This window comes from Streptomyces megasporus, from assembly GCF_000718985.1.
GTDB lineage: Bacteria > Actinomycetota > Actinomycetes > Streptomycetales > Streptomycetaceae > Streptomyces > Streptomyces megasporus.
Genome location: NZ_JODL01000016.1, coordinates 132,997 through 153,428 on the forward strand (window position 1 = coordinate 132,997; position 20,432 = coordinate 153,428).

Consider the following 20,432-nt stretch of genomic DNA (forward strand, 5'->3'; position numbering starts at 1 on the left):
AGGGGGGACGACCCCGGGCACCCGTCCGGCGGCCCACGGGGGAGCCGCCGGACGGACCGGACCGATTCGCCACCACAGCAAGGAGTCCAACTTCCGATGACCACCGACAACGACTTCCAGACCCAGGACAGCCACGCCTCGGGCGGGGGGCAGGACGGCGCCGCTGCGGACGAGGCGAAGACCTACAAGCCCGGCGGCGGGCCCAGCAAGGGCGACAGCCACGCCTCGGGCGAGGGCGCCAGGTAAATCCGACCGGACCACGTTTCCTCGGGGGAGTACAGGGGCCGGCAAGGCGGCAGAGGGGGGCCGTCATGCTGGTCCCTGTGCCATTCCCGGTGATCGCTGCCCCGAGTGCGCAAAACCGCCAGTCTTCGACTGTTTCCAGCCTGAAGTTCCCGCCCGAAGATCGAACGCTCGTCCACCCGTCGCTAAGTTACCCAGGCACGGGAACACCGTTCCGCACAGAGGAGTCGAACATGCCTCGTCCCAAGAGGATCCTCGCGGCCTTCGCCATCGCCGCGGCCATGGTGAGCGGCGTGGCCGCGCCGGCCGTGGCGGACACCCACGCGTCGGTCGCGCCGCAGGCCGATGATCACGCTTCCGCCCCCTGGTCGGACGACCGGGCGTCGAGTCCCGAGAGGGACACCCACGCCTCCTGAGGCGGTCGGACGGACACGTCGAGGGGTGGGGCCGGTTCTCCGGCCCCACCCCTCGACGTGTCGTTCCCGTCCCGCGGCGTCCCGCCCGCGTCGACTCAGACGACGTCGTCGATGCGGCAGGCGTCCACCCGGTGCACCGGTACCCGGTCCGGCTCCAGCTCGACGCGCTTGGTGGCACCGGACTTCAGACTCACGCGCCTGGAGCCGGTGTCCACGACCTCCCCGGAATCGTCGAGGAAGTCGACGTGGACCGTGAACGTCTCCGTCCTGCCCCGGGAGACCAGCTCGACCACCGTCTTCCCGCCCGTGGCGGCACAACTGACGATCCTGGCGTCCGGCTCGCGGCTCCTGGAGGAGGAACCGGAGCCGGAGGAACCGCTGCCGCCGGTGGTGGAGTTGTACCGGTAGCCGCCGTTGTAGCGCGAGCTGCTGGACTTGTCCTTGCCGCACCCCCCGCCGCCACTGCCGCCGCCGCTCCTGCTCCCGCCGCCCTTGCCCCCGCCGCTGCGGGCGAGGTTGAACCCGGACAGGGCCATCACCACGACGGTGACGACGGCTATCAGCTTCAGATGACGCTTCACACCGAACTCCCCCGATCACCTACCGTACGCGCCCGCGTTTCCGATGTGACGTGTCCACCGCGAGCACCCGGACTTCTTACCAGTACGTCCCCGGCTGCCATGCGCCGGGTCCATATGGCAGGACGTCAGGAACGGGCCTGTCCGGTTCCCTTCGCCGCGTCCAGGGCGTACACGCAGCGGTCCCGGCTGCACGCGTAGACCACTCCGCCCGTCACCACCGGGGAACCGGTGATCTCGCCGTCCGTGGCGAGTTTCCAGCGGAGCCGGCCCCCGACCGCGTCCAGCGTGTACAGGCAGTGGTCCGCCGAGCCGAAGTGGACGCGGCCGTCCGCCACGACCGGGGCCCCGGTGATCTCGCCGCCCGTCGCGAAGCGCCAGCGCGGGGTGCCGCTGACCGCGTCCAGCGTGTAGAGCGCGCCGCCGCTGCCGAGGTGGACCAGCCCGTCGGCCACCACCACCGGCTCGGTGGACTGGCGGGCCTCCGTGGCGATCCGCCAGCGGTCGTGGCCGTTGGCCGCGTCCAGCGCGTACACCGTGCCCAGGTAGTCCGCCAGGTAGACGCCGCCGCCCGCGATCGCCGCGCCCGGGACGAACGTGGGCGGGCACAGGAACGCGGCGGGCGCGTCGAAGCGCCACCGCTCCGTGCCGGCGGCCGCGTCCAGCGCGAAGACCCGCGAGCCCGCGCTCACGTACACCGCCCCGTCGTCGGCGGGCAGCAGCCGCACCGCGACCCCGCCGGTCACCGAGGTGTCCCCGACCGGGTACGACCACCGCTCGGCGCCCGAGCGCGCGTCCAGGGCGTACAGCCGTCCGTCGCCCCAGACGTAGACCGTGCCCGCCCGGATCACCGGGCCGCCCTCGGGGGTCTCGAAGTCCGTCTGCGCGCCCGACAGCTCCCACAGGCGCTCGCCGGTCGCGGCCTCCCACGCCTGGACGCCTCCGCCCCGGGTGGCCGTGACGACCGTGCCGCGGTCGGCCCGCAGCGCGTACACCCAGCCCTCCGCCGGCAGCCGCCAGCGCTCGGAGCCGTCCCTGGCGTCCAGCGCGTAGAGGCTGGGGCCGTCGGAGGCGTGCACCCGACCGTTGTCGACGGTCATCGACCACGCCACCTCGCGGGTCTTGAACTGCCGCCGGCCGGTCGCCACGTCCAGCGCGTGGACCTCGAAGGAGGTGACGTAGAGCAGGCCGTCCGCGACGATCGGCGTGCCCCACACGTCGTTGGACATCCTAAAGCGCCACGGCCGCCAGCGCGCCGGCGCGGCGGTGTCCTCCCGGGGCGGCGGGTGGGCCGCGGTCGCGCCGAGGCCGGCCGTGCCGGCCGTGCCGGGACCACCGCCCGACGCGCGCAGCACCCACGACGTGGCGCCGCCGACCTCGGGCCGCCGGCCCAGCGCGCGCCGCGGGCCGGGACCGATCGGCACCTGGGCGCCCGGCAGCCGCACGGGTCCGTCGTGGGGGGCGTACGCCGGGGCGTGAGGTGGCGGCGGGGGCACGGTGCGGGGCGGGGCGGCCACCACGGCGGACGCTCCCCCGCCGCGCGGATCGGCGACCGGGGGGCGCCAGTCGGGAGCGGGCCCCGCGCTCGCCACGGCCGGTGCGGGCGAGTGCTCCGGCTGCCGGTGGCCGTGTTCAGCATGGCGTTCGGGGTGGGGTTCCGGGTGGGGTTCGGGACGCGGCTCCGGCTCCGGCCGGGGCTCGGGGTTCGGCGCGGGCGGGCGGACGGGTCTCGACCGGCCGCCCCGGTGCCGTTCGATCAGTTCCACGGCGCCGGCCGGCAACCACGCCGAGGCCGTGCCGCTGTCGTCCCCGCCCGAGGAGAACAGGTGCGGGGCGAGCTGGGCCTGGAGGTCCGCCGGGGTGGGCCGCTGCTCGGGCTCCATCCGCATGCAGGACTCGATGAGCGGCCGCAGCTCGTCGGGCAGCCCTTCCAGGTCGGGGCCCTCGCGGAGCAGCATGAAGACCGTCTCGACCGGGTTGGCGCCGTGGTAGGGAGGGTGGCCGGTGGCGGCGAACACCAGGGTCGAGCCGAGGGAGAAGACGTCGCTGGCGCCCGTCACACTGCGTGAGTCCCGCGCCTGCTCGGGCGACATGTAGGAGGGGGTGCCGACGGCCACGTTGGTCATCGTCAGTCGGGTGTTGGACACCCCGGAGGCGATGCCGAAGTCGATCACCCGCGGGCCGTCCTCCACCACCAGCACGTTGGAGGGCTTCAGGTCGCGGTGGACCAGGCCCGCCCCGTGGATGGACTGGAGCGCCTCGGCGACCCCGGCGGCCAGCCAGCGGACGGCCTGCGCCGGGAGCGGCCCGCACTCGTTGACTATCTCCTCCAGGGAGGGCGCGGGCACGTACGCCGTCGCCAGCCACGGCACCGCGGCACGCGGGTCGGCGTCCACCACGGCGGCCGTGTAGAAGCCGCTGACGGCGCGGGCCGCCTCCACCTCGCGGGTGAAGCGGACGCGGAACAGTTGGTCCTCGGCGAGTTCGGAGCGCACCGTCTTGATCGCCACGCGCCGCCCGGACGCCGAGCGGGCGAGGTAGACCAGCCCCATGCCTCCGGCGCCGAGTCGGCCGAGCACCTCGAACGGGCCGATCCGCCGCGGATCGTGCTGCGTAAGCTGCTCCACCACTTGCCTGCCACCTCCCCGTCGGGGTCGACGAACGCCGCCCCGTGCAGCTTCTCACCGCCGTACCGGTCCCCGCGGTCCGAGTGCCGATTCTTCCTGGCGTGGCTCGCGGTTGCGAACCGGGGGGCGGTGAGTCGCCCGAACCGGGGCCGGCGGAGGCCGCCGTCCGGCCTCCCGCACCCCTCAGGAGACCGTGGAGGTGTCGAGTACTCCGAAGCGCGCGCCCTGGTTGTCCAGGAGGACGGCGTAGCGCCCGAAAGGCGTGTCCTGGGGGCCTTCGACCGCCCTGCCGCCCAGGCGCGTGGTCGTGCGGACCGCCGCGTCGCAGTCGGCGACCGCGAAGTGGACGAGGAAGTGGGCCGGCATCTCCACCGGGTACGTCTCGTCGATCATGGTACGTCCGCCGATGGCGTGCTCGTCGTCGAGCGGCGCCCCGGCGGGGACCCAGACCGCGATGTCCGAGGCGTCCTCCCCCGCGCTCTCCCCCGTGCCTTCCCCCGCTCCCTCCCTCGCGCTCTCCTCCGCCTCCTCGGGAACCTCCGGGGCCGCCCCGGCGCCCCCGCCGCCGGCCGCGTACATGCCGAAGCCGAAGACCCGCGCGTAGAAGACGTCCACGGCCGCCTTCTCCCGGGTGCAGACCTCGGTCCACACGTAGGAGCCGGGCCTGCGCGTCACCTCGAAGCCGGTCAGCGCGCCCCGCTGCCACAGGCCGAAGGCCGCGCCGCCCGGGTCGACGGCCGTCGCCATGACCCCGGCCCTGCCCACCGGGGCCGGTTCCGTCACGAGCTGCCCGCCCGCCGCGCGGATGCGTTCGGCGGTCGCCTCCGCATCGGGGGTGGCGAAGTAGATCGTCCACACCGTCGGCAGCCGTCCGTCCGGCTTGTGCGACAGCGCGGCGACCCGTCGGCCGTCGAGGCGGGCCACCGTGTAGGACCCCCGTTCGGGCGGTGCGGGGTCGCCGTAGGTCCAACCGAACAGCTCACCGTAGAAACGCTTGCCCGCCTCCAGGTCGGGCAGCATCGCGTCGGTCCAGCAGGGCGTGCCCTCCGCGAACGCGGCTCCGGCGTCGGCCATCGTCCGGTTCCCTTCCGTACAGTCCTGTCCCGATACCGGAACGCTATCCGTGTATCACCCTTTATGCAGTAGCACACCCCATTTGGGGTCAGTCGAATCGCGTGCCGATCATCCCTCGGTAAGCTGACGACATGACAGGACAAGTACGAACTGTTGACGGTCGGGTGGCCGGGCGACGCGGCCAGGAGACGCGACAGAAGTTGCTCGATTGCCTCGACGAGATGCTCGGCTCGTCGCCGTACCGCGACGTCAGGGTCATCGACGTCGCACGGCGCGCGGGGACCTCCCCCGCCACCTTCTACCAGTACTTTCCCGATGTGGAGGGCGCCGTCCTGGAGCTGGCCGAGGGGATGGCGAAGGAGGGTTCCTCCCTGTCCGACCTGGCCACCGACCGCCCCTGGAGCGGCAAGGCCGGCTGGCAGACGGCGGAGGAGCTGGTGGACGGCTTCCTCTCCTTCTGGCAGCGGAACGACGCGATCCTGCGTGTGGTGGACCTGGGCGCCGCGGAGGGCGACAAGCGGTTCTCCAAGATCCGCGCGAGGGTCCTGGGCAACGTCATCGGCCCCTTGACCGACTCCATCGAGAAGCTCCAGTCCAGGGGCAAGGGGGACCGGGCCGTCAGTCCGGCCGCCGTCGCCGGCTCCCTGGTGTCGATGCTCGCCGCGGTGGCCGGGCAGCAGAAGGCCGTCCAGAGCTGGGGCGCCAAGCGGGCCGACCTGAAACCCAACCTCGCCTACCTGCTCTACCTCGGCGTCACGGGCCGCAAGCCCACTCGGTAGGGCGCCGCTCGCCCTCTCCCTCGCGGTCTTCCGGCCGTCGACGTTCCGTCGTTCCTGTCGTCTTCCCTCGTCCCGTCCGACCCCCGCGTCCGACCCTGCGTCCGACTTTCGCGTCCCGCCCCCCCGCTTCCGTCCCTCGCGTTCCGCCCGGCGCCCCGGACGGCCGGCTCCTGTCACCGGCCGTCCGGGGCGCCGATGGCGTCGGGCCCGGCCCCGGGGCCGACGGGTTCAGAACCGGCTGTGGAGCAGCTTGTTCGGCGAGCCCTCCCCCGGACCCGTCACACGGTCGGCGCTCGCCGTGTCCAGCAGCGCCCGGGTCACCTGCGCGGGAGTGGCGGTCGGGTGCTTCGAGACGTAGAGCGCCGCGGCGCCCGTCACGTGCGGCGCCGACATCGACGTGCCGCTCATCGTCCTCGTCGCCGTCGTCGAGTCGATCCCGACCGACGGGATGGACGCGCCCGGTGCGAACAGGTCCACACAGGTGCCGTGGTTGGACCAACTCGGCCTGGAGTCGTCCACCGCCGTCGCCGCGACCGTGATCACGGACGGCTCGCGGGCGGGCGACTGCGTGCACGCGTCGGTGCCCTTGTTGCCCGCCGAGACCGAGACGGTGATGCCCGCCTGGACCATCCTCCGCACCGCCGCGTCCTTGGCGTCGCTCGCGCTGCCGCCGATGCTGACGTTGGCGACGGCGGGCTTGACGGCGTTCTTGACGACCCAGTCGTAGCCGGCCAGGACGCCCTCGGTGGTGCCCGAGTTCGCACAGTCGAGCACCTTCACCGCGACCAGCTTCACGTCCTTGGCGACGCCGTGCGTCTCGCCGCCCACGATGCCCGCCACGTGCGTGCCGTGTCCATGACAGTCGGAGGCCGTCTTGGTGCCGTCGACGAAGTTCCAGCCGTGGGAGGCGCGTCCCTCGAAGTCCCGGTGGGCGATGTTGACGCCGGAGTCCACGATGTACGCGGTGACGTTCGGGGCCGTGGTGTCGTAGGTGTAGCCGGCGTCCAGCGGCAGGTCACGCTGGTCGACGCGGTCCAGGCCCCAGGCCGGGTCGGTCTGTGTGGCGTCGCCGCGCTCGATACGGTTGGCCTCGACGTACGCGACCGCCGGGTGGGCCGCCAGACGCCGGGCCTGCTTCTCGGTGGCCTTCAGCGAGAAGCCCTTGAGGGCCGAGGCGTAGGTGCGGACGGCCTCGCCGCCGAAGGTGTCGGTCAGCTCCCGGGCCCGTTCCCTCACATCGCCCGGGGCCTTGAGCGTGCGGGCGGCGGCGCCGGAGTCCTTCAGCACCACGATGTACCGGCCGTCCAGCGCGTTCGGCGCCTCGGCGCCCCGGATGACGCCCAGGGGCGCGGCGTCCGGTCCGGGGGTGGCGGCCGACGCCGTCGCGACCGTGGCGCCGACGAGGGCGAGCGCCGCGACGGCGGCGCCCATGGCTATGCGGGGTCTTCTCGATCTCTTCACCGTGTGGGTCTCTCTTCGCTGGGGGGCCTGCCTGGAAAGTGCTCACGGTTCTAGTCGATGGCGGGCGTTCGCGGGGCACCGGGGTGCCATGGCACATCGGTGCCTCGTCGCACTTCCGTGCCGGCGCGCACTTCGGACACGCGCTCCGGACGCGCGCTCGGAGCCGTCACAGCCAGCCCCGGCGCTGCGCCTGGAGCGCCAACTGGAAACGGCTGGCCGCGCCGGCCTGCGCCATCAGCAGCTCCATGCGGCGGAAGAACGTCCGGCGGCTGACGCCCAGTTCACGGATGATCCGGCTGTCGGGGACCCCCGCGACGAGCATCGCCAGGATGCGGCGCTCGGCCGGGCCGGGACGCGCTCCGCCCGTCGCGGTCCCGCTCTCGGGGTGGACGGGCAGGGCCCGGTCCCAGTACGTCTCGAACAGCGCGCGCAGCGCGGCCAGTAACGCGCTCGGCCGGACGACCAGCGTGCCGCGGCCGACGTCCACGTCCGCGATGGACATCGACACGAAGCCGATCCGGCCGTCCACCACCATCAGCTTCACCGGCAGTTCGGAGACCACGCGGGCCTCCTCGCCCGCGTCCACGCAGGGTTGGACGTTCTCGGTGAGGTAGCCGGGGTGGGCCAGCGACGCCCGCGTGTACACCACCCGGTACCGCACCCCTCGGCGAAGCTGCGCGATCTCGTCCTTGGCTCCGCGTCCGATGTCCCAGAAGTACGGCGGCGAGTCGAAGCGCAGCACCTCCTGCCGCGCCCCGCCCAGCGTCTCGCCCAGCACTCGTTCCATGTCGTCGCCGGTGAGTTCCTCGGCGACGCGGTCGCCCACGGCCGACGGAGTGCGGCGCCGGTACAGCTCGTAGGCGCGGGTGACCGCCGAGCGGGCCTCCTCCAGCCGGAGCGTCTCCCGGCGGGTGAGCAGCTCCAGCGCGGAGGCGGGCGGTACGGGCACCAGGACGGTCGCGGCGTCGCCGGGACCTTCGGCGGGGGTCTCGGCGGGGGGTTCCGCGGGGGATTCGGAGTCCGGCACCTCGGTCGCCAGGCCGAGCGAGAGCAGGGTCCGCCGCGCGGCGGCGGACGCCGAGGGCGCGTCCGCGCCCGCCAGCAGCGCCACGTACAGGGCGACGGCCTCGTCGTCCACGCCGAACGCGGACAACCCGGCCGCCAGGGCATCGGGACACGGCTCCTCGGCAGCCGTCCCGCCTCCGTCACGCCTCATGGCGCGGCACCTTAGTGCCGCTGTCCCACAGGTGTCACCGGCCGTGCGCGTCCTGCTGTAGAACGTACGCACGGCCCGCCCGCCGGTCGGCACGCGACCCCGTCCGGCGAGCGGCACGCCGCCGCCCTGATCGGCGACCACGGCCCGGCATCCGACCGATCTCACCGGGTGCCGCGCACACCGGTCCGGCGGTGACGGTCCCGGGTGTCCGGGCCCGGAGCGTCGGTCCCGCGCCTCCGGTCACCGGACACACGGCGACCGACGCCCGGTGACCGGCGTCGACGCGGGTGGCGGCACCTCCCCGCACGGCGGTCGGGGGCCGTCGGCTCCGGCGATCCCGACGGCCCCCGGTCGTGCGCGGAACCGCCCCCGCGCGGCCGGCCCCGAGCCGGGCCCCACCACCCCCGCCGTCGCCGTCCCGTTCCGGGGCGACCGACGCACGGAGGAGGAATGGGGATAGGCTCTATCGCCATGCCCATGTCCGACAACAGCAGACCCGTGCACATCATCGGAGCGGGGCCGGGAGGACTGGCCACCGCGGCGGCCCTGCGAAGGCGCGGCATCCGCTCGGTCGTGCTGGAGAGGTCGGACGCCGTCGGGGCCTCCTGGCGCGGCCACTACGACCGGCTCCGGTTGCACACCACGCGCCGCCGCTCCTCGCTCCCCGGGCTGACGATCCCGCGCTCGTACGGACGCTGGGTGCGCCGCGACGACCTGGTGCGCTACCTGGAGGAGTACACGCGCCGGCACCGGTTGGAGGTGGCCACGGGCGTGGAGGTCGCCCGGATCGACCGGGCCGACGACGGGAGTTGGGTGCTGCGGGCCAACGGCGGCCGGGAACTGACCTCCCCGGTGGTCGTGGTGGCCACCGGGAACAACCACACCCCGCGCGTGCCCGACTGGCCGGGCCGCGACGCCTACGAGGGCGAGCTGCTGCACGCCCGCGACTACCGCCACGCCGAACCGTACGCGGGCAAGGACGTGTTGGTCGTCGGCACCGGCAACACGGGCACGGAGATCGCCCTGGACCTGGCCGAGGGCGGCGCGGCGCGGGTGCGGCTCGCGGTCCGCACCCCGCCCCACATCCTCCGCCGCTCCACGCTGGGCCGGTCCGCCCAGGCCAACGCCGTCGCGGTGCGACGGCTGCCGGTGCGCCTGGTGGACGGCATGGCCCGGGGATTGACGAAGGTGACGATCCCGGACCTGTCGGCGCACGGCCTGCCGCGTCCGGAGACCGGGCTGTACACGCGCGTGCGGCAGGGCGCGATCCCCGTCCTGGACACGGGCTTCGTCAAGGCGGTGCGCAAGGGCCGGATAGAGCCGGTCGCGGCGGTGGAGTCCTTCGACGGGTCCAGGGTCGTCCTCGGCGACGGCACCGCGATCACCCCCGACGTCGTCATAGCCGCCACCGGCTACCGGCGCGGACTGGAGGACGTGGTCGGCCACCTCGGCGTGCTGGACGAACGCGGCGCGCCCCTCGTCCACGGCCCCCGCGAACTGCGCACCGCCGCGGGCCTGCACTTCATCGGCTACACCAACCCGATCAGCGGCACACTGCGCGAACTGGCCATCGACGCGCGGCGGATCGCCCGGGCCGTCGCCCGCACGACGACCGGCTGAGCGTCCGCCGCGAGGACGGTACGGGCAGCGCGGGGACGGTGCCGGTCGGGTGTCGGTCGGCCGGCGGTCCGCGCGTGCGCGCCCCGAGCACGGCACGGCGGACCGCCATCCGGCTCCGGCGCTCGGGCCCTGTCGCTCCCCTGGGAGCCGACGGCGCCGGACCGCGCCCCGTACTCGCCGAGGCGCCCGAGGCGCTTCGACGTCCCCTCGCGACGGGGGCGCTGCCCCAAGCGTGATCAAACAGGCACGTTCCGTCAACACCCGGTGGGATTCGGAAGCCTCCCACACCGAGGCCGGGGGCGGACGTCAGGTGTGAACCGCCCGGTCGCGTGCCCGGTCGTCGAGGGCGCCGGCCGGCGGCGTCCCGGGAGACGGGTTCCGCCCGACGTCCCCGGCGTCGGCGACGCCCGTGCCCGCCGGGACCGCGCCGTGTCCGCGGTCCAGTTCGCACCAGATCCGCTTGCCGACGCCCTCTTGACGCCAACCCCAGCGGTCGGCGAGCGCACAGATCAGTTCCAGGCCGCGCCCGCCGGGCTCCTCGTCCTCGACCCGTCTCCGTCTCGGCGGTCTGCTGCTGGTGTCGAAGACCTCGACGCGCACCGTTCCGCCGCCCGTCACCAGGCAACCGGAGAGGACTATGCGCAGCAGGGCGGGACGGCCGGTGTGGACAACGGCGTTGGTGACCAGTTCGGAGACCAGCAGGACCAGGGTCTCCTCCAGAGACTCGTCCGCTCCCGCGCCGAGCGCCGTGAGGCGCGAGCGGGCCCACCGGCGGGCTCTTCCCACCTCCGTGGGATCGGTTCCGACCTCCATCTGCGCCTGAAGCATCTGCACCCTTCACACCATCCTGCCCGGGAGCAACATGGCCGCGCGCCGATGCGAGACCACCGTCCGTTCCCCCGGTGCAGCACAGCCTGATGGACCCGCGGTTGCGACAACAAGCGCTTCGGGCATATTCCGGCGCAAAGGAGTAGCGGTACCGCATACTGTGCGACGCTCCCGCCGAGGAGTCGAACGCCCGGACCCGAGTGCGTCAACAACCGTTCTTCTCGGGCCTTTTCGTGATCGACCGGAGCCATGGAAGCGATGGCGGCGGTCATCGCCGTCCTCGGAACCCCGATGGGTGCGGGCATCACCCACGTCCTCCGGCGCCGCACCACCGCCTACGGCGAGGAAATCGCGCGCCGGGAGAGACTGCGACAGGAGGGGATCGACGCGTACTGCCTGTACGCGGGCGCCCTCCACAACCACCGGCGCACGCCGGCGCACCGGTGATTCGCGGTGCACGAGCGGCCCGACGAGGAGGACATGCCGTCCCTCGCCCGGGAGATCCACCGACTGCGCTCGGAGGCGCACGAGTCGCTGTTCCGCGTGCGCCTCCTCACCCGCGACTCCGATGTGGAGGACGAGGCGCGGTCCGCCCTGAGACGGTGACCGAACTCCACGACACCCGCCTGGACCGGGAGGAGTCGGACGCCCGCCGGATCGCCTCGAAACGGGCGCCCGAGGACGTCGGAGCCGCCGCCTCGGTGGCGGCCCGGTACGTGGGCGAGCCGTCGGGCGCGGGCGCTCGGGCGGCGCGCGACCGCCTGAGCGGGGCCGGCGGCCCCGCTCAGGCGCTGAGGGGGCTCGCGGCGTCGTCCGTGGCGGCGTCGAGGTCCGGATAGCAGTCGAAGAGACGCCGGACGCCGAGCGCCGCGAGGACGCGGTTGACGTGGGAGCCCTCCACCGCGCCCTGGGCGGGGAGGATCAGCCGCAGACGGCCCGCGCACGAGCGCATCAGACGGCGTGAGGCTATGAGGACGCCGACACCGCTGGAGTCGCAGAACAGCACTTGGGAGAGGTCGAGCACGAGGTTCCGGCGGCCGTCGGCCACGGCGTCGTGCACCCGCTGGCGCACCCCCGGGGAGGTCATGAGATCCAGCTCACCCGACACCCGCAGGACCGTCCACTCCCCCCGCTCCTCCACGATCACCTTCAACGACACGTGCCTGTAGTCCCTTCGTCCGCCGACACCGACCGGAACGATCTCTTCCCGTCCTCTCCCACGCCGGCCGTCCCCGCCGGCCTCCTCTCGAACAGTTGCAGACCTCGACCCTATGTCGAATCAGGTCTCACCCTCTCCCCACTTCCGGTCACACCCGCATAACACAGCGCCAGAACCGGACAGGAACGAACCCGACCACTCCACACAAGGCACTCGAAGCGACGGGTTCGCCACCGTGTGCGACCGCCACCGGGAACGTTGTCGTAAAAGAGGGAATCCCGCCGGCCCCTGCCACTACATTCGAGACGAGCGGGAGGACTGGGGGTGGGACATGCCGGACGAGACACCGAACGGAACACCCGCCGAGCCACAGTCTCACCAGGACCACGAGCTGTGGCGGCGGCTGGCGCGGGGCGAGGAGCCCGCGCTGGGCGAACTGTACGACAGGTACGCCTCGATGGTGCACGGCCTCGCCCTCCGCTTCCTCGACGAGGAGGAGGCCGCGGACCGCGTCATGGGGGAGGTCTTCGCCGAGGCGTGGGAACACCCCTTGGCGTACGAGCCGAAGCGGGGTCGCTCCGCTCCTGGCTCGCCGAACTCACCCACCGACAGTCCGTGCGGCACCTGTGCGAGCGCATCTCGTGCGGTGAGTCGTGCGAGAGGCTGGAGGAGCGGGTCCGCGACGCGGCGGCGGCCGCCCGCGCGGACCTGATGGCCACCGCCATGCCCGCCTCGCTGCGAAGCGCCCTGGAACTGGCCTACGTCCGCCGTCGGGACTACCGCGCCACCGCCGCCGAGCTGGGCGTGAGCGAGGACGAGGCGCGGCGGAGGCTGCGCCTGGGCCTGCAGTTGCTGTCCACGGCCGTGACGCGCACGGTCACGGACCCCGGCGCCGGCAGGGCCTCGTGAGCCTCCCCGAGAGCGGGCCGACGGACGGCGGGCCGGCCGGTGAGGACGGTGCACCGTCCCTCGGCGAGGGCATTCCGCCCTGGTACGACCACTTCGCGCTGAAGTCCCTGCTCGGCGCGTGGGCCCTGTCGGCCTGCTCGCCCGAGGAGACCGCCGCCGTCGAGGCGCACCTGGCCCACTGCGCGCCCTGCGCCGACGAGGCGCTGCGGCTGCGCGAGGCCGTGAGCCTGATGCACCGCGAGGAGACCCTCGACCTCGATCCCCTGCTGCGCTCGCGCGTGCTCCGGGAGTGCCTGCGCCGCCGCCCGGCCGAACTCCCCCTGCCCCGGTGGGCGGCGCCGTACGACGCGGAGACCGCGCGGCTGGACGCCCTGCTGCGCGACATGGGCGACGCGGAGTGGAACACCCCGGTGCGGCTGCGCTGGACGGAGGGCGAGCGCACGCTCACGCTCTGCGGGGTGCTGGCCCACCTCGGCTCGGTGGACGGCCTCGTGGCCACCACGCTCGGCCTTCCGGACCCGCTCGGCCCCGGCGCCCCGCGCACGGTGGCCGAACGCACGGAGGCCGCGATCGAGCGCTGCCGCCGGCACGGACCGCCGTTCGTGCGGAACAAGTGGCGCACCCAGACCAGGAGCATCGCGAGCGCGGTGACCCTCCGGGCGTCGGAGGTGGCCGACGTCCCGGTGAGCTTCGACGACGTCCGGCGGCCGGTGCGCGACGCGCTGGTCGGCCGGGCGTTCGCGTGCTGGGTCCACGCGGGGGACATCGCGGCGGCCATCGACTACCCGTACGGGCCGCCCGCGCCCGAACACCTCGGCCCGATGGTGGACTTCGTCGTCCGGCGCCTGCCCTCGGCCATCGCGGAACGCCGCCGTGCCGGGCTGGCCGCCCCACCGCGCCGGCTGACGGCGGCGGGGGCGCCGGGCCGCACCCTCCGGTTGGAGATCGAGGGCAGCGGCGGCGGCGACTGGTACATCCCCCTGGACTCCCCGGCGGCCCTGGCCGTCCCCGAGGCGACGGTCGCCCACCTGGCGATGGAGGACACCGAGTTCTGCCTGCTGGCGGCGGGGCACGTCCCTCCGCCGGAGGTGGCCGCGGGCCGGGAGGGCGACCGGGAGGCGATCCACGACGTCCTGTGGGCCGTGGCCTCCCTCTCCCGGATGTGAGCCGGCCCGGGGGCCCCGCCGCGCCGCCGAGTCACCGTCGCGCCGCGGAGCCCCGGAGTCCGGCCTCGGGTCTCAGGCGAAGACCACCGTGCGGCGGCCGTTGAGCAGGACGCGGTGCTCGCTGTGCCACTTCACCGCGCGGGCCAGCGCCTGGCACTCGACGTCGCGGCCGACCGCCACGAGCTGCTCGGGCGTGACCTCGTGGCCCACCCGCTCCACCTCCTGCTCGATGATCGGCCCCTCGTCCAGTTCGGCGGTGACGTAGTGCGCCGTGGCGCCGATCAGCTTCACACCGCGCGCGTGGGCCTGGTGATAGGGCCGGGCGCCCTTGAAGCTCGGCAGGAACGAGTGGTGGATGTTGATGATCCGGCCCGACAGCTCCTTGCACAGGTCGTCCGAGAGCACCTGCATGTAGCGGGCCAGCACCACCAGCTCCACGTCCTCGTCCCGCACCAGCTTCAGCAGCCGCGCCTCCGCCTCGGGCTTGGTGTCCTGGGTGACCGGGATGTGGTGGAAGGGGATGTTGTAGGAGGCGACCAGTTCCTCGAAATCCGTGTGGTTGGAGACCACGGCCACGATCTCCACCGGCAGGGCGCCGATCCGGGTGCGGAACAGCAGGTCGTTCAGGCAGTGGCCGAATTTGCTGACCATCAGGATCACGCGCATCCTGTCGCCCGCGCGGTGGATCTGCCAGTCCATGGCGAAGGAGTCGCCCACCGCCGCGAAGCTCGCCCGCAGTTTCTCCAGGGTCACCGGCCTCTCGGCGCTGAAGTGCACCCGCATGAAGAACAGCCCGGTGTCGTGGTCACCGAACTGCCTGCTGTCCTCGATGTTGCAGCCGGTCATGAAGAGGTAGCTGGAAACGGCGTGCACGATGCCCTGTTTGTCCGGGCACGAGAGCGTCAGGACGTACTGTTCGCGCTCCTCGGAGCGCTCGGACTGGCCTGACACCGGGGTGGACTGCGGCTGACTCATGCGGACAAGCGTGGCACACCGGCGGGACGTTCAGAACGGGTGGTCAGGCGGCTCCCAGCATGGCCGCCAGCACATCGAGGGAATGAGGCGGATTGTCGGGGTTGTCCCCGTCGTTCGTCGCCAGCAGGACGTGGGCGTCGCGGGCCGCGCGGACAGCCTCCGGCCAACCGTGGTGCTCCATGTACGCCGTGACCGGGGCGTCCGCGCCGACCTGGTGCATGATCCGCAGGACGCGCAGCACCGCCACGTCGACGAGCGCCGCCTCCTGGGCGTCGCGGAAGATCGTGCCTATGTACTTGTCCGCCGACCAGTTGTCCAGCCAGGTGTCCTCGACCAGGCGGTAGACGGCGTCCGTGACGTCGCCGTACCCTGGGCGGCCCGCCAACCAGCACTCCTGCTGGAACACGGGATCGGAGAGCATGTGCAGCGCGGAGCGCACGTTGCTGCGCCAGCGCCACCAGGGCATGTCTTTGCTCGGCATGCCGTCCATGGTGATGGAACGACCGCCTCGACGTGAAGACCTCTCCTGTGCGTGCACGGTCATCGATCGTACGTTCCACCCGGAAAGCGATCATCACGGCCCCCGCTGTTCACCCCTCGATCGCCCTCCGTTCGACTTTCATCACTCGGCCGTTACAGCCGGAGCGGAATCATGTGGACCCATGACCGCAAGGCGTCGCAAACGTTCCGCCAGGACCACGATCACCCTCGCCGCCGCCCTGGGGGGGTGCGCGTCGCTGCTCACCGGCTGTGGCGTGCTGCCCGGTGACGCGAGAGCCGACGACGGCACCGTGACCGTGATGACCTGGGCTCCGCAGGACACCAAGGCCACCAACATGCCGGGCATGCCCGCCATGGCGGAGGCGTACGCACGCTGGGTGAACGCCACCGGAGGCATCAACGGACGCAAGCTCCGCGTTCTCACCTGCAACGACCACAACGACTCGGTGCGCGCCGCCCGGTGCGCCAACCGGGCCCGCACCGAGGGGGCGGTCGCGGTCGTCGGCTCCTACAGCCAGCACGGCCGCACGTTCATGGCGGCCCTGGAGTCGGCCGGCATCCCCTACATCGGCGGATACGGCATCACGGACGAGGAGTTCACCAGTCCGCTGTCGTACCCCGTCAACGGCGGTCAGGCCACGCTGCTCGCCGGGAACGGGCACCAGCTCGCCGCGCGGTGCGAGCGGGTCTCCCTCGTCCGTCCCGACACCGTCGCCGGCGACCAGCTCCCCGATCTGCTGAACGCCGGTCTCGCCGCGGGGGGACGCGGTGAGGCCGCGGACATCCGCGCGCCGGAGGACTCCTCCGACTACACCCACCACGCCAGGCAGGCGCTGAAGGGCGTGGGCCTGGACGCCGACGGGGAGGGAGTCGTCACGGCCTCCGACCGGGCCCCCTCCGACGTCTGCGTCACCGCCGTGCTCGGCGGCCGCACCGACACCTTCTTCGACTCCTTCCGGCGGCTGGGCGAGGAGGGCCCGCGGGTGCGGATCGCCTCGGTGCTCGGCAGCGTGCGGCAGTCCCTCGTGGACCGCACCGGCGGCCCGAACAGCCAGTGGGAGGGCGCGTACGCCACCGGCTGGTACCCGGTCTCCACCGACCCGCGCTGGGCCCGGATGAAGGCGGTCGTCCGCGAGCACGCCTTCGGCGACAACCGGATCGACCCGGCCGACCCGGGCGTCCAGACGACGTGGATCGCCTACACCGTGCTGCGCGCCGCGCTGGAGCACGTGGACGGCGCGGTCACGGCCCGGTCCGTGCAGCGCGCCCTGGAGACCATGCCACCGGTGGACACCGGCGGGCTCACGCCCGAGCTGAGCTGGGGCTACGACGACATGCTGGCCGTCCGCGACCATCCGCGGCTGGTGAACTCGATGGTGACCTTCCAGCGAGTGGAGAAGGGCACGTTGACCCCGGTCCGGAAGGGCTTCGTCGACGTGCGGAAGACCCTGGAGGCCGCGCCCGAGTAAACCCGAGCGCGGCCCCCTTCGCCGCTTTCCCGCCGCTTTCCCTCCGATGGTTCCTTCGAAGTCGCTCCGGGGCCCTTCGGCGTTCCTCCGAGGTCCTTTTCGAACTCCGGTCTCGCGGCCCCACGAACGACCGCGGACCCGAAGCCGCCCGAGGCGGTCGCGGCCGGTCTACAACTGGCTGAACTGGCGCTCGGGCAGGCCGTACTCGCGGGCGGTCGGATTCCACAGTCCGGCCGCCTCCTTCTTGGCCGCCGTGGCCTCGCCACTGGCGCGGTTGCCCTGGGCCGTCCGGTCGGTGACGCGCGCCTGGCCCTTGCGGCAGCCCTTCTTGCCCGCGACCTGGTCGGCCCACGCCGCGTAGTGGTCGTCCGCCGCGGCCGACGCCTTCCACGCCCTGGTGAGGGCGTCGGCCAGCGCCTGGTGGTTGGGCAGCGCGTCGATCTCCAGCTTGCCCAGTCGGGTCACCAGATCGTTGCGCTGACGGGCGGCGTCGCGCAGGTCGGCGGCGGCCTTGTCGAGGTCCTTGCACTTCTTGATGTTCTCGACCGAGCTGATGACCGTGTTGCGGCTGTTGTTGCTGTCGGCGAGCAGCTTGTCCAGTTCCTTGGCCTGTTCCTCGGCCGGGTCGACGGTGGGGGACGGGGGCGCCGGCTCCTCCGCCACGGCCGAGGGCGACGCCTCCGCCCGCTGCGGCTTGTCGTCCTGACCGCCGTCGCTGCTCAGTGCCGCTCCGGCGGCCAGCCCGGCCACGGCGCAGCCCGCGACCACGATCCCGGCGACCGCGACGCGCGGCAGGCCGCGCCGCCCGCCGGAGGAGGAACGGCCGCGGGGCTCGTATCCGTCGCCCCCGCCGCCGTACCCACCGCCGTATCCACCGCCGTGGGACGGTCCCGGCGGGGGCGGGGCGGCCGGGTCGATGGGCGGCAGTTGCTGGGTGGCGTCGGCGGGCTGCGCGCCGGGCCGGGAGTCGGAGGAGCGGAACAGGCCGTCGAAGTCCGCGTGCGGGGGACGGTCTCCCGGAGCGCCGGGCCGTATCCCGTACGGAGCGCCGGCGGGCGGTGGCGGCACCGCGTGCCGTGGGGCGGCGGGCGCGGAAGCCCCCTCCGGGGGCAGGGGCCTGCGGAGCACCGTCGTGCTCTCGACGTCCCGCTCCGGGGTGCCGGGGACGGGACGTATGACGCGGGTGGCGTCGTCCTGCTCGCCCCCCGCGGGCGTGGCCGCGGTCATCGGCGGCAGCAGTTGGGTCTCGTCGGCCGCTCCGGGCACCGCGCCCGCCGGCGGCTGGGGCGGCGCCTGCGGGGGCATGGGCGGCGGCATGGACGGCATGGACGGCGACACGGGCGGGGCCGCGGGCGGCGGCATGGGAGGGGCCGTGTGCGGCGGCATGGGAGGGGCCGTGTGCGGCGGCATGGGCGGAGGAGTCCCCGGCTGTCCGGGCACCTGCTGTCCGGGCGTCTGCTGAGGCGGCCCGTACGGCTGCGGGAACGGTTGCGCCCCGGCCGACGACTGGGGACCCCACGGCTGTCCCCAGGGCTGCCCTGCCGGCGGGGCCGCCTGGGAGTCGCCGTGGCCGGGGGTCCACGGATCACCGTTCGACGGCAGGACAACACCCTCACGCGCCTCGTCGCCCTGTCGGCTGTGCGTCGTCACCGGGACTCCTCGTTCGCCTGACTGTCACGATCGTCGGCTCACGCTACCGGGTCGCTCGGGCGCCCGACCACGCCCCCGGAAGTGACGGCCGAGCATTCCCGCTCACAGCCGGGACGAAACTCCTCACAATGCCGTTTCTCCTCAGCCGGGGACGGGTTCCGCCTCCAACCGCTCCGTGAACTCCCGGACCGCCCGCTCCTCCCGGTAGGGCTCCAGGAGGCCTCGGAAGTCGTCCAGGTACTCCGCGCCCCGCCGGGAGCGCAGGCCCCCCAGGAGTTCGACCGCCTGCGCGCCCGTGTGGCAGGCGTGTTCGACCTCGCGCTGTCGCAACCGTGCCGTGGCCAGCAGCAGCAGGTCGATCGCGCGCCGCCGCGTCCGTCGCTCCGGAAGGCCCGCCAGGGCCTCCTCGGCACGGCGCTGGGCGGGGATGGGCTGGTCCAGGTCGCGGTGGCAGTGGGCGAGTTCGTCGGCCAGATAGGCGGCGTCGAAGTGGGAGATCCACTCCGGGTCGTCGCCCGCGTCCGTGGCCGACTCGGCCCGGTCGAACGCGGCCAGGGCCCGTCCGGCGGCGAGTTGGCAGGCGCGGGCGTCGCCCATCAGCGCGTGGCCGCGGGCCTCCGCCGCGTGGAACATCGCCTGCGCCCGCGGGGTCACCCGTCCCCGCGCGCCCTCCTGCGCGGCCCGGGCGAGCTGGGCTATCTCTCTCGGGGTGCCGAGGGCGGCGGCCAGGTGGCTCATGCCCGCGGCCAGGACGTACCCGCCGTACGCCCGGTCGTCCGCGGCCTGGGCCAGCCGCAGCGCCTGGATGTAGTACCGCTGCGCCAGCCCCGGTTGCCCGGTGTCCACGGCCATGTAGCCCGCCAGTTCGGTGAGTCGCGCGACCGCGCCGAACAACTCCCGCCCCACCGACTCCGGGTAGGAGCCCGTCAGCAGCCCGGAGACCACGCTGTTGAGGTAGTGGACGACGACCGGCCGCACATGGCCGCTGCCGAAGCGGTGGTCCAGCTCCGACAGGGCCGCGGTGGTCTCCCGCACGGCCGCGACGTCCGAGGCCCCCACCCGCGGCCCGGAGGCGCGCGCCACCTTCGGGTCCGGGGGTGTGATGAGCCAGTCGCGGCTGGGCTCGACCAGGGCGGAGAACATCGTCGGTTGGGCGGCGAGGAGATCGCGGCGTCCCACGTCGCTGCGCCACAGCTCGCTCGCCTGCTCGACGGCGCCCGAGACGGTGGACGCGAACCGCAGTCCGACGCCGGCCGCCGCGTTCCTGCCGCCGGCCATGCCGATCTCCTCGACCGTGACGGTCCGGCCGAGCTTGCGGCCCAGTGCCTCGGCGATGATGGCGGGCGCCCGGCCGCGCGGCTGCTGGCCGCGCAGCCAGCGGGCGACGGACGTCTTGTCGTAACGCAGGTCGAGCCCGTGCTCGGCGCCGCACATGTTGACGCGGCGGGCCAGTCCGGCGTTGGAACAGCCCGCCTCCTGGATGAGCGCCTGCAACCGTTCGTTCGGCTGCCGTGCGACCAACGGCCTGGCGGCCATGCGGTCCCCCTCCTGCTGGTGGCCCGTGTCCCGGAGCGCTCGTGGCTCCGGACGGATCGGGATGGTCAAGACGGTCGGGAGTGCGCGGACGCTCCCCGCGCGCCGCACCTGCCCGCCGAGCGCATATGCCAAGATTTCCGGCACGGCGCCGCACAGTGAACTACCCATCCACAGCGGCCCGTTCATGCGCGCGCCCCCGTCCGTGCACCTGTGCGCCCCGCGTGC

General features: G+C 73.5%; 19 protein-coding genes and 1 pseudogene. 9 read left to right on the plus strand and 11 right to left on the minus strand.

Annotated features, from left to right (window positions below; all coding sequences use genetic code 11):
* Positions 1-96 precede the first annotated feature (96 nt).
* Both IF47_RS30730 and IF47_RS0115420 read left to right on the plus strand, forming a co-directional pair.
* A complete protein-coding gene (locus IF47_RS30730; protein ID WP_157839976.1) occupies positions 97-246 on the plus strand; it encodes a hypothetical protein in 150 nt (49 codons plus the stop codon).
* Between the two features lie 230 nt (positions 247-476).
* Positions 477-659 (plus strand): hypothetical protein, encoded by a 183-nt coding sequence (locus IF47_RS0115420; RefSeq protein WP_031509359.1) that lies wholly within the window; start codon positions 477-479, stop codon positions 657-659.
* Positions 660-754: 95 nt separating this feature from the next.
* On the opposite strand, the gene IF47_RS0115425 is transcribed toward IF47_RS0115420, so the two are convergent.
* The 3 genes from IF47_RS0115425 to IF47_RS0115435 all read right to left on the minus strand — a co-directional run bounded on the left by IF47_RS0115425 (position 755) and on the right by IF47_RS0115435 (position 4,938).
* A complete protein-coding gene (locus tag IF47_RS0115425) occupies positions 755-1,240 on the minus strand; it encodes a hypothetical protein (RefSeq protein WP_051717731.1) in 486 nt (161 codons plus the stop codon).
* A gap of 125 nt (positions 1,241-1,365) precedes the next feature.
* Positions 1,366-3,867 carry a protein serine/threonine kinase AfsK gene (afsK, locus tag IF47_RS0115430; RefSeq protein WP_031509361.1) on the minus strand — a complete coding sequence of 834 codons (2,502 nt, stop codon included), beginning with the start codon at positions 3,865-3,867 and terminating at the stop codon, positions 1,366-1,368.
* A 180-nt stretch (positions 3,868-4,047) separates the two neighbouring features.
* On the minus strand, positions 4,048-4,938 hold the full coding sequence (locus IF47_RS0115435) for a VOC family protein (RefSeq protein WP_031509362.1): 891 nt from the start codon (positions 4,936-4,938) through the stop codon (positions 4,048-4,050).
* Between the two features lie 131 nt (positions 4,939-5,069).
* On the opposite strand from IF47_RS0115435, the gene IF47_RS0115440 reads away from it, so the two are divergent.
* Complete coding sequence (locus IF47_RS0115440; protein WP_031509363.1) at positions 5,070-5,717, plus strand: TetR family transcriptional regulator; 648 nt, start codon at positions 5,070-5,072, stop codon at positions 5,715-5,717.
* Between the two features lie 228 nt (positions 5,718-5,945).
* Here the strand turns inward: IF47_RS0115440 and IF47_RS0115445 are convergent, their stop codons facing one another.
* Both IF47_RS0115445 and IF47_RS0115450 read right to left on the minus strand, forming a co-directional pair.
* A complete protein-coding gene (locus tag IF47_RS0115445) occupies positions 5,946-7,148 on the minus strand; it encodes a S8 family peptidase (RefSeq protein WP_031509364.1) in 1,203 nt (400 codons plus the stop codon).
* A gap of 196 nt (positions 7,149-7,344) precedes the next feature.
* Positions 7,345-8,394: a TrmB family transcriptional regulator gene (locus tag IF47_RS0115450; RefSeq protein WP_157839977.1), complete on the minus strand. Its 1,050-nt coding sequence runs from the start codon at positions 8,392-8,394 to the stop codon at positions 7,345-7,347.
* Between the two features lie 477 nt (positions 8,395-8,871).
* On the opposite strand from IF47_RS0115450, the gene IF47_RS0115455 reads away from it, so the two are divergent.
* Entirely contained in the window at positions 8,872-10,014 is a 1,143-nt protein-coding gene (locus IF47_RS0115455; protein WP_037732676.1) for a flavin-containing monooxygenase, read from the plus strand.
* Between the two features lie 306 nt (positions 10,015-10,320).
* Here the strand turns inward: IF47_RS0115455 and IF47_RS0115460 are convergent, their stop codons facing one another.
* Positions 10,321-10,848, minus strand: a complete 528-nt coding sequence (locus IF47_RS0115460) for an ATP-binding protein (RefSeq protein WP_078591857.1) — start codon at positions 10,846-10,848, stop codon at positions 10,321-10,323.
* Positions 10,849-11,091: 243 nt separating this feature from the next.
* On the opposite strand from IF47_RS0115460, the gene IF47_RS28770 reads away from it, so the two are divergent.
* Positions 11,092-11,289 (plus strand): hypothetical protein, encoded by a 198-nt coding sequence (locus tag IF47_RS28770; RefSeq protein ID WP_157839978.1) that lies wholly within the window; start codon positions 11,092-11,094, stop codon positions 11,287-11,289.
* A gap of 6 nt (positions 11,290-11,295) precedes the next feature.
* Positions 11,296-11,448 (plus strand): hypothetical protein, encoded by a 153-nt coding sequence (locus IF47_RS30735; RefSeq protein WP_157839979.1) that lies wholly within the window; start codon positions 11,296-11,298, stop codon positions 11,446-11,448.
* A gap of 178 nt (positions 11,449-11,626) precedes the next feature.
* Here IF47_RS30735 and IF47_RS0115470 read toward each other — a convergent pair whose 3' ends face one another.
* A complete protein-coding gene (locus IF47_RS0115470; RefSeq protein ID WP_031509368.1) occupies positions 11,627-12,001 on the minus strand; it encodes an STAS domain-containing protein in 375 nt (124 codons plus the stop codon).
* Between the two features lie 331 nt (positions 12,002-12,332).
* Here IF47_RS0115470 and IF47_RS27860 point away from each other — a divergent pair.
* Together IF47_RS27860 and IF47_RS0115480 are read left to right on the plus strand one after the other, a co-directional pair.
* Positions 12,333-12,910 (plus strand): annotated as a pseudogene (locus IF47_RS27860) (sigma factor).
* The gene (locus tag IF47_RS0115480) at positions 12,907-14,076 is read left to right on the plus strand and encodes a zf-HC2 domain-containing protein (protein WP_051717737.1); all 1,170 of its coding nucleotides are present in this window, start codon (positions 12,907-12,909) and stop codon (positions 14,074-14,076) included. Before IF47_RS27860 ends, IF47_RS0115480 begins: the two are co-directional and overlap by 4 nt.
* A gap of 72 nt (positions 14,077-14,148) precedes the next feature.
* Here IF47_RS0115480 and purU read toward each other — a convergent pair whose 3' ends face one another.
* Positions 14,149-15,051, minus strand: a complete 903-nt coding sequence (purU, locus tag IF47_RS0115485; RefSeq protein WP_106982566.1) for a formyltetrahydrofolate deformylase — start codon at positions 15,049-15,051, stop codon at positions 14,149-14,151.
* A gap of 43 nt (positions 15,052-15,094) precedes the next feature.
* Entirely contained in the window at positions 15,095-15,541 is a 447-nt protein-coding gene (locus tag IF47_RS0115490) for an SCO4402 family protein (protein ID WP_031509371.1), read from the minus strand.
* Positions 15,542-15,713: 172 nt separating this feature from the next.
* Between IF47_RS0115490 and IF47_RS0115495 the strand changes: the two genes are divergently transcribed.
* The gene (locus tag IF47_RS0115495) at positions 15,714-17,021 is read left to right on the plus strand and encodes an ABC transporter substrate-binding protein (RefSeq protein WP_031509372.1); all 1,308 of its coding nucleotides are present in this window, start codon (positions 15,714-15,716) and stop codon (positions 17,019-17,021) included.
* 168 nt (positions 17,022-17,189) lie between these two features.
* On the opposite strand, the gene IF47_RS0115500 is transcribed toward IF47_RS0115495, so the two are convergent.
* Positions 17,190-18,338, minus strand: coding sequence for a hypothetical protein (locus IF47_RS0115500; protein ID WP_157839980.1), 1,149 nt, complete (start codon positions 18,336-18,338; stop codon positions 17,190-17,192).
* Positions 18,339-18,812: 474 nt separating this feature from the next.
* Positions 18,813-20,207 carry an NsdA family TPR-like regulatory protein gene (locus IF47_RS0115505; protein ID WP_031509374.1) on the minus strand — a complete coding sequence of 465 codons (1,395 nt, stop codon included), beginning with the start codon at positions 20,205-20,207 and terminating at the stop codon, positions 18,813-18,815.
* Positions 20,208-20,432: the final 225 nt, after the last annotated feature.